Source organism: Thomasclavelia sp. (assembly GCF_017889095.1).
Taxonomy (GTDB): Bacteria; Bacillota_I; Bacilli_A; order Erysipelotrichales; family Coprobacillaceae; genus Thomasclavelia.
This window is the reverse complement of record NZ_JAGHEW010000174.1, coordinates 1-9,638: the sequence shown is the minus strand read 5'-3', so window position 1 is coordinate 9,638 and position 9,638 is coordinate 1. Positions and strand designations below refer to the sequence as shown.

General features: G+C 30.5%; 8 protein-coding genes and 1 pseudogene. All 9 read left to right on the top strand.

The genetic code is table 11. The annotated features are described in order from the left end of the window. A pseudogene (locus J7M77_RS07590) lies at positions 1-274 on the top strand (hypothetical protein); the annotation flags it as partial. Then, positions 264-758, top strand: a complete 495-nt coding sequence (locus tag J7M77_RS07585; RefSeq protein WP_296877231.1) for a hypothetical protein — start codon at positions 264-266, stop codon at positions 756-758. The pseudogene J7M77_RS07590 and the gene J7M77_RS07585, both read left to right, overlap by 11 nt. A 214-nt stretch (positions 759-972) precedes the next feature. Beyond that, entirely contained in the window at positions 973-3,171 is a 2,199-nt protein-coding gene (locus tag J7M77_RS07580; protein WP_296877230.1) for a SpoIIE family protein phosphatase, read from the top strand. 111 nt (positions 3,172-3,282) lie between these two features. After that, the gene (gene tilS, locus J7M77_RS07575) at positions 3,283-4,527 is read left to right on the top strand and encodes a tRNA lysidine(34) synthetase TilS (RefSeq protein WP_296877229.1); all 1,245 of its coding nucleotides are present in this window, start codon (positions 3,283-3,285) and stop codon (positions 4,525-4,527) included. Between the two features lie 21 nt (positions 4,528-4,548). After that, positions 4,549-5,079, top strand: coding sequence for a hypoxanthine phosphoribosyltransferase (gene hpt, locus J7M77_RS07570; RefSeq protein ID WP_296877228.1), 531 nt, complete (start codon positions 4,549-4,551; stop codon positions 5,077-5,079). A gap of 9 nt (positions 5,080-5,088) precedes the next feature. Then, a complete protein-coding gene (gene ftsH, locus J7M77_RS07565; protein WP_296877227.1) occupies positions 5,089-7,032 on the top strand; it encodes an ATP-dependent zinc metalloprotease FtsH in 1,944 nt (647 codons plus the stop codon). A 143-nt stretch (positions 7,033-7,175) separates the two neighbouring features. Next, positions 7,176-8,045 (top strand): Hsp33 family molecular chaperone HslO, encoded by an 870-nt coding sequence (gene hslO, locus J7M77_RS07560; protein ID WP_296877226.1) that lies wholly within the window; start codon positions 7,176-7,178, stop codon positions 8,043-8,045. 300 nt (positions 8,046-8,345) lie between these two features. Beyond that, positions 8,346-8,801, top strand: coding sequence for a DUF1307 domain-containing protein (locus J7M77_RS07555; RefSeq protein ID WP_296877225.1), 456 nt, complete (start codon positions 8,346-8,348; stop codon positions 8,799-8,801). Positions 8,802-8,912: 111 nt separating this feature from the next. After that, positions 8,913-9,443 (top strand): DUF1307 domain-containing protein, encoded by a 531-nt coding sequence (locus J7M77_RS07550; protein WP_296877224.1) that lies wholly within the window; start codon positions 8,913-8,915, stop codon positions 9,441-9,443. The last annotated feature ends 195 nt before the right edge of the window (positions 9,444-9,638 follow it).

Sequence of the window (9,638 nt, the reverse complement as noted above, 5' to 3'; positions counted from 1 at the left end):
TTTTGGAAACATAATCCTTGATCGAAGACGTGATATCATTTATCACTGTATTATTGAAAACCATGATGTTTTAATTGGTTTAGAAAATCAGACCAAACTTGATAAAACAATGCCAATAAGGGATGCTACTTATGACCTGGCAGTATACAACCGTCTGCTAGGTCCAAATCGGAAAATCGAAAATTTAATCCCGGTATATAGTAAAGTGATCAACTGGGGAGAAAAAAGATGGGGCAATAAATCAGCTGCTAAAAATACCTGGTATGTTAAATGAAGGATCAAATGACTGGGAAATAGAAATCATTGATATAATTGACCTGGATTATCATAATTTTAAAAACAGAGATAATTATATGTTGGTAAAAACGATCCAGCTAGTTTATCGCTATAAGGGAAATGACGAAATATTAAAAGGGCTGATATTATCAAAAGATGCCTTAGAGATCGTAGCAAGTCTGGTGGATCTGGTGGATGATGAAACATTGAAAAAGATCATGGAAGAAAACAGTAAAGTAAGTAAAGGAGGAGAAGTAGAGATGTGTGAGTCAATCAAAGAATTTAGAAGACAGGTACATAATGAAGGAAGATCTGAAGAACGAGCTGAGATATTATTAATGATGTTATCAAAGAAAATGGAGATAACAGAAAAGATCAAAGAAACGGTAAATAGAAGCAGTTATGAAATGATGTTAAATGCATTAGCTAATATTGAACAAATCAATGATATAGATGATTTAGATAAATTATTGGTTCATTAGCTAAATATTTTTAAAGCTATGAAAAGAGCGTTTTAATGTGTGTTAGACATTTTAAAAACGCTTTTTTAATTAATATCATTAATATTAGTTATTTAAAATTTGTTTTGTGTCGTTTTATTAGTAATTTTAGAATTAAGATATTTTTTAAATAATAAAAAATATGACAAAATATTTATTTGATACTAACTATAATCTTGACTATGAGGTGAATGTAATGGATTTGACAATAGCGAAAGCAAAAGAAAAAATAGTTAGTACCCAAATGACATATTTATCAATTTTTGGACTAACCCTCCTTTTAGGTTTAGTAACAATTTATGATACATCACTTTGCTTTGTCCTGCCAATGCTAGTAATATCCTATCCATGTGGATATCGCAGTATAATTGCTTACTTGTTGGCATTAATATTAGCGACCTATATATCCAATCAAAGCTATGTGGTAGTGATAGTCTCCCTTGCTAGTATCATTTTAATGCAAATGATGATGTATTTAAAATTTATCAAAAGTAAATATTTAGCCCTGATAATTACTTTGGTAAGTTTGATTTGTCTATATTTATTTCAATATGATTATGTTGAAATTTCAGTTATACTATCCTTTACTATATTACATAGCTTACTATACCTAGAAGTAATCCCTCTTTTTGTCCATAATACAATTGAGGTTTATACTAATAAAAGAATGATGATTCTATCAATTATGATCATGTTAGCGATTATTTCTTTATTAGAAATTAATCAAGTTTATACAATGATATTGTTAAGATTTTATTTATTGCTTAGTGTTTATTATTTAGGCATAAATAGTACCATGCCCACAATCTTATATATATCAATTGTACTAATGTTTATGAATTCATATTTAAAAGATGAGATATTATCATTGATCCTTCCCTTTACTATTTTCTTTATGTATAAACCTAATAATAAACTTATTTTAGCGAGTGGATATTTATTGAGTCATTTGATTTTGCCGTTTTTTATTACATATGATTATTTTTATCATAGCTTCGTAATTGTTGTTAGTGCGACATTATTTTTACTTGTTCCCAGCTTGAAAAAAAAGCCCAAAGTTTTAAGCGAGGAATATAAAAGTGTAACTAGTCGTAATCGCTTGATTCAAAGAGCTAATACATTTGCCTCATTATTTAAACAATTAACAACGATTTTTCAAGAAGCTAATCGTGATGTTAATGTTGGTGAGTTTGTTGGTTATGTCTATGAAGATGTTTGTAGTCACTGTTCTAGCCGGGATCTTTGTTTTTATCGTGATGGCAGTGTGGGACGTTTAGGCAAACTGATTAATAAAGGGTTTAAAGATCGTTATAGTCAACGGGACTTGGAATATATTGAACGTAATTGTATTAATCCAGATAAATTTTTAGCTGCAATCAATGAGTATAAAGATAGTTATGATAAAATTAAACGAGTAAATCAGGAGAACTTTCATTTAAAGAAAGATTTATTTTATGAATTTTCGTTATTAAGTGATGTTTTTGATAACTTTAGTGATTCTTTGCAACAAATTCCTTTAGGTGAAGATAGTTTAAAAGAACATTTATTAGCTTATCAGTTTAATATTACCTATTTATATCGCCATCAGATTTCGATGCACTCATATACATTAGAAATTGGTTTGCTGGATATTAGTAAAGATGAAGTAGTTAATGAATTGGTTCCAATTATTGAAGCATTTTTAAATGAAAGTTTAGAAATCGTGTCATTGAAGGATCGAATGCATTATTTAGGTTATACTTCATTAGTATTAAAACATCAGCAGCACTATACTTTACAATATGGTTTCCAACAATATGCTTTACAGCCGCTTCATTGTGGGGATTCTTTTAGCGTTTTTCATCATGATAATTTACATTATTTGGCAATAAGTGATGGTATGGGTCAAGGGAAAATGGCAGAAACGGAAAGTAAATTAACACTAGAAGTTTTATCGAAATTAATCTTAAATGGAATTGGCTTGAAAGATACAATTGATTCCGTTAATTCGTTATTGAAAATAAAAAATCGTAATGATGTTTTTACGACCTTAGATTTATGCAATATTAACTTAGCTAGTGCGAGAATGAAAATGATTAAATATGGTGCTAATCCTAGTTATCATATTAGAAAAGGAATTGTTGAAAAGATTACAACTAATTCTTTACCGGTTGGTGTTGTTTCTAAATTGAAGATGATAAGTTATGATATGTTATTACAAAGTGATGATATTATCATCATGTCTAGTGATGGTACTGGTAAGGGATTTGAAAAAATAATTAGTGATAATGCCAGGTTATTTATGGATAAACATCCACAGGAAATTGCCACTTTTTTAATGGATCAGGTATTGCAGGAAAGTAATTTGGATGATATTAGTATTGTTGTTATTAAACTGGTTGAAAATAAAACTTGATGGTAAAAAGTTTAGGTCATCTTGACTTGAACTTTTTTTCGCAAACGTAAAAAAGGCTTTATTAATGGACTAATTATTTGCTATAATGATAAAGATAATTGGAGGAAAGTAATGGAGAGCTTTAACAGACTGCTTAATAAAGAACAAAACTATATAATTGGTGTTTCCGGCGGTTGTGATTCAATGGCGTTATTAGATATGTTACATCAAGCGGGTTATCATCTAATTGTATGTCATGTTAATTATCATTTAAGATATGATAGTGATCTTGATGAAAAAACTGTTAGTAATTATTGTAAAGCTAATCAAATTCCTTGTTTGATAAGAGAAATTGATCCTAAAAGTTATGGCAAAGAAAACTTTCAGTTGCAGGCTCGTATCTTACGCTATCGTTTTTATCATCAAATAGGAAAGCAATATAATACTAATCAAGTTATTTTGGCTCATCATTTAGATGATGTAATTGAAACGATCGTAATGCAAAAAAGACGTCATAATACTAAAGGTTATCTTGGTATTAAAGAGGTTAGTGAGGTATTTAAAATGACAGTGATTAGACCGCTTTTAGCATATCGAAAAGATAAACTGCGCTCATACTGTCATGCTCATCAAGTAAGTTATCGTGATGATTATACTAATTTTCAAACGGAATTTACTCGTGATTATGTTAGAAATGTTGTTTTAAAAGATTACAATGACTTAAAAGTGGCTAAACTATTACAATGGGCTAACTCTCATAATCGAAAATATCTGGAGTGCTATCAAGAATTACAAAAATATCTTAAATTATATCATGATCAAGGAAAGATTGATTATACGATTATTCCAGAAACGTTATTAGACAGTTTTATTTATGAAATAGTTAAAGAACTAGTTTATCCGCCAATGATTAGTGAAAGTTTGATTGATGAAATTATTAAACAAATCAAAAGTTCAAAACCAAATATAAATATGGCTTTACCCGTTAATATTAGGTTCATAAAAGAGTATAATAATATACGTGTTGCTAGAAATGAAACAAAAAAAGAGTATTGTTTTAAATATGAACATTTATGCTATGATTTTCAAGAATACTTTTATTTAAGTGGAGAAGGTCATTTAAATGAAGGTATTTATCTAGCTGAAGATGAATTTCCAATTGAGATTAGAACAATGCGACCAGGTGATGTTATTGTTACGGCAGGAGGAACTAAAAAAGTTTCGCGTTTATTTATCGATAACAAAATTCCCCGTCAGTTAAGAGCTACTTGGCCGTTAGTTGTTAATAATCGTGGTGAGATTGTTTTGATTAGTCATCTAGCAAAAAATATTAGGTATTTATATTTAAAACCTAATTTATATGTGGTAAAATTATGAACATGACTAGGAGTGAAAAAGATGCATAAGGATATAAAAGAAATTTTAATTAGTGGTGTTGAAATAAGTTTAAAATGCCAGGATTTGGCTAAACAAATTAACCATGATTATCAAGGAAAAGAAGTATTATTAGTTGGGCTGTTAAAAGGGTCAGTTCCTTTTTTGGCTGAACTGTCAAAATACTTAGAAATTGATGCGCGTTTTGATTATATGGATGTCAGCAGTTATGATGGTGTTAAATCAAAAACATTAGTTGTTAAACAGGATTTAAAGGAAGATGTTAGTGGAAAAAATATCTTGATCGTTGAAGATATTTTAGATACTGGTAAAACTTTATTTAATGTTAAAGAAATGCTCTTGAAGCGTAATGCAAATAGTGTTAAGATTGTCACAATGCTTGATAAAGAAGAAGGTCGTGTTTTTGATATGAAAGCTGATTATGTTGGATTTAAAATTCCAGATGCTTTTGTCGTAGGATATGGATTAGATTTCAATGAAAAATATCGACAATTGCCATATGTAGGTATATTAAAAGAAGATTGTTATAAGTAAGGAGAGTATATGAACAAAAGTGGATTAGTAAAATCGATTCTTCCATGGGTCGTCGTTTTATGTTTAATTGGTGTTTTTGTTACCTATATGAATCAAGGTAATAATAAAGAAATTAAATACAACGAATTTGTGGAAGTTATCCAAAAAGAGGATGTTACTGAAGTAGAAATCGTACCATCATCTTTAGTTGTTGACGTTTCGGGTAAATATGAAACGAAAGAAAAAGGGGAAAAGAAAACAGTTGAATTTACAACTACGATCCCTAATACAGAAGAAGAATTACAGTCTTTAACGGCTTTGTTAAGCGATAAAGATATTGATACTACAATCGTAGATTCAAATGATCAAGGGGTCTTTTTACGAGTAATTCTTAGTGTTTTGCCGTATGTTTTATTACTTGGAGGTATGTATGTAATCTTCAAGATGATGGGACAAGGCGGTGGCAATGCTAAAGCATTTGATTTTGGTAATTCTCGAGCTAAATTAGAGAAAAATCAAAAAACACGTTTTAATGACGTTGCTGGTGCTGATGAAGAAAAAGAAGAGTTACAAGAATTAGTTGAATTCTTAAAGAATCCAAAGAAATTTGCTCAAATGGGTGCTAGAATTCCTAAAGGGGTTTTATTAGTTGGTCCACCAGGTACTGGGAAAACATTATTAGCTCGTGCCGTTTCTGGTGAAGCAAGTGTCCCATTTTATTCAATTTCAGGTTCTGAATTCGTAGAAATGTTCGTCGGTGTTGGTGCTGGTCGTGTTCGTGATATGTTTAAAAAAGCTAAACAAACGGCACCATGTATTATCTTCATAGATGAAATTGATGCTGTTGGTCGCCAAAGAGGAACTGGTATGGGCGGTGGCCACGATGAAAGAGAACAAACATTAAACCAGTTACTAGTTGAAATGGATGGATTTAGCGGTAATGAAGGAATCATTATTTTAGCTGCTACTAACCGCGCAGATGTATTGGATCCTGCTTTGTTACGTCCTGGTCGTTTTGACCGTCAAATTCAAGTAGCTAACCCAGATAAAAATGCGCGTACAGAAATTTTAAAAGTGCATGCTCGTAATAAAAAGTTTGCTCCTGATGTTGATTTTTCTAATATTGCGCAAAGAACACCTGGTTTTTCTGGGGCTGAGTTAGAAAACGTATTAAACGAGGCTGCTTTATTAGCAGTTCGTGAAAATCATAAAGTTATTTCAATGGCAGATATTGATGAAGCGGTTGACCGAGTAATGGGGGGACCAGCTAAAAAATCACGTAAATATACCGAAAAAGAACGTCGTTTAGTAGCTTACCATGAAGCTGGACATGCGGTATTAGGATTAACTTTAGAGGATGCCAATAAAGTGCAAAAAGTTACGATCATTCCTCGTGGACAGGCTGGTGGTTATAACTTAATGACTCCAAAAGAGGAAACTTATTTCCAAACTGAAGGACAATTAAAAGCCAATATTGCTGGATTTATGGGTGGCCGCGTGGCTGAAGAAGTATTCTTTGGTGATGTGACTTCTGGTGCTCATAACGATATTGAACAAGCAACAAGAATTGCTAGATTAATGGTTACTGAATTAGGAATGTCAGATTTAGGACCAATTAAATATGACTCAGGTCAAGGTAATGTTTTCTTAGGTCGTGATTATACACAACATAACAATTCACATTCTGGTCAAATTGCTTATGAAATTGATGTTCAAGTTCGTAAGATTATTGATGAGTGTTATGCTAAAGCTAAAGAAATTATTCTTGCTAATAAAGATAAACTTTCAATTATTGCTGAAGCATTATTGGAATATGAAACATTAGCTGGTGAACAAATTGAATCTTTATTCAATACTGGTAAAATGTTAGATCGTCATGATGGTAATGGAGATGTTGAAATTAAAGATGATACACCTTCTTCTAACCATCCAACATTCGATGATGTTGATGATTTATTAGATGAAATGAAATAAAAGCGCTTGTCGCTTTTTTTCATATATTAAAGGATATAGATATGAGTAGTAAAGCAAAAAAGATTTTTATATATTTTATTATTTTATCAATGTTGATTCCGATGATTTTATCATCGATTGTGATATTTTTATAGGGAGCGTTTATGAAAGATTATTTAGTTAGAGGTATTGTAAATAGTAAGAATTGTCGAGTTTTTGCTTGTAAAACAACTGATTTAGTTGAAGAAGCGAGAAAGCATCATAATTTATGGCCAACAGCATCAGCAGCTCTAGGAAGAATGATGTCAGCTTCATTAATGATGGCGAAAATGAATAAAAACAATGAAAAAATGACCGTAGTTATTAATGGTGGTGGACCAATTGGAACAATGATGACAGTTACTAATGGTGATGGAAAAATTAAAGGTTTTGTTGGTAATGGTGAAGTTCATTATACTTATAATGATACTGGTAAGTTAGCAGTAGGTGTAGCTGTAGGAAATCAGGGAACTCTTCAAGTGATTAGAGATATGGGGCTAAAAGAACCATTTACCGGCTCTGTTCCGTTACAAACTGGTGAAATTGGTGATGATTTTAGCTATTATTTTGCTGTTAGTGAACAAACACCTTCGGTTGTTTCTTTAGGGGTATTAGTTAATGATACTAATGAGGTTTTGGCTTCTGGCGGTTTCATTATTCAATTATTCCCTGATGCAACTGACGAAGATATTGATTATATTGAAGCAGCAGTAAAAAACTGTCCACCAGTTTCTAGTTTAATTAATGATGGTAAATCACCAGAAGAAATTCTTAAATCATTATTTCCTGATGTCGAAATAACCGAAACTCAGGATTTATGCTTTGAATGTGATTGTTCAAAGGAAAAAATGGCAAATGCTTTAATAACTGTAGGTAAAGACGAATTAAAAGCGATGATCGAAGAAGATCATGGTGCTGAACTTTGTTGTCAATTTTGTAACACTAAATATCAATTTAGTGAAGATGAGTTAAAAGAAATCCTAGCTAAGCAATAATGTTATTAAATAGATAAATATAAAACAACTATCTAGAAAAGAAGATAGTTGTTTTTTTGTGATCTTTTTCTTTATTTTGAATATAGAAACATATCTTTGATTTTAGTAGCAGGATATGATTATTTATTATTGCTTTTTATGGAAGTTACGCTAATAAGATAGTATTAAAATTAGTTAATAATATCATAATTTTGTGATATTATTGGAAAAAAGTTGTAAAAAAACGGTAAATTAGTATCTATTATTGTGAAAAAATGGTATGATAAGAGTAGATTTTAGATTAAGAAATGAGGGAAAATTATGAAAAAATTATTAGGTATGTTAATGCTTGCATTGGTTGTAACTGGATGTAGCGGTGGTGGTGAAAAAACTACTACTGTATGTAAAGGAAATATTGATGAGTTGACTACAAATACAACTACAATCGAAGCAACTGATGACAAAGTAAGTACTATGAAAGCTACAATTGAATATGATGTTACTAGTTTAGTTAGTGATACTACTACAATTGAATATTTAGAATCATACGTTAAATCAATGAATGTTGATTATGGTTCATTAGATGGTGTAACTGCTAAATACACTACTGAAGGAACAATTATTACTTTAGAAGTAGAAATCAATTATGAAGAAGCTGATATGGAACAATTAGCTGATGCTGGTGTAATTACTTCTACAGATGGTAAAGAAATTGCTTATATTTCTTTAGATGAAACTATTAAAGAACAAGAAGCAGCTGGTCTTACTTGTAAATAATTTTATTATTTTAGGATAAGTAGATAATATAAAATAATTAAATATTATTGATACTAATAGTTAAAACAAAGATATGTAATAATCGTCTTTTAATAGGAAATGAAAGAAGACATGAAGAAGCTATTAGGTATGCTGATGCTTGCATTAGTTATAACTGGATGTAGTAGCGGCATTGAAAAAAACTTAACTAAAAAAGATGTTAGCGAAGAAAAAACTACTGAAGAACCAGTTACAAAAAAAGATACTAGTAATAAAACTACAACTATATGTAAAGGCAATATTGATGAGTTGACTACAAATACAACTACGATCGAAGCAGCTAATGACAAAGTAAGTACAATGGAAGCTGTAATTGAATATGATGTTACTAGTTTAATTGATGAAAATACAACGATTGAATATTTAGAGTCGTATGTTAAATCAATCAACATTGATTATGGATCATTAGATGGTGTAACAGCTGAATATGTTACTAGAGGAACTATCATTACTTTATATGTAGAAATTAATTATGAAGAAGCTGATATGAATCAATTAGCTGATGCTGGTGTGATTACTTCTACTGATGGTAACAAAGTTGCTTATATTTCTTTAGATGAAACTATCAAAGAACAAGAAGCAGCTGGTCTTACTTGTAGATAATGAAAGAGGTCGAAATTGACCTCTTTTTTGTTTTCCAAATTATTTTAGTATAGTATAATTGTAATAAAATTAGCTTACACTAGAAATGAGGAGGGAAAATGTGAAAATAACATTGAGTAGGCATTTATCAATATTATATTATTTTATTGTGATTGCACCAAAAGCAACCTCAAAACAATTAGCACAGTTTACTTC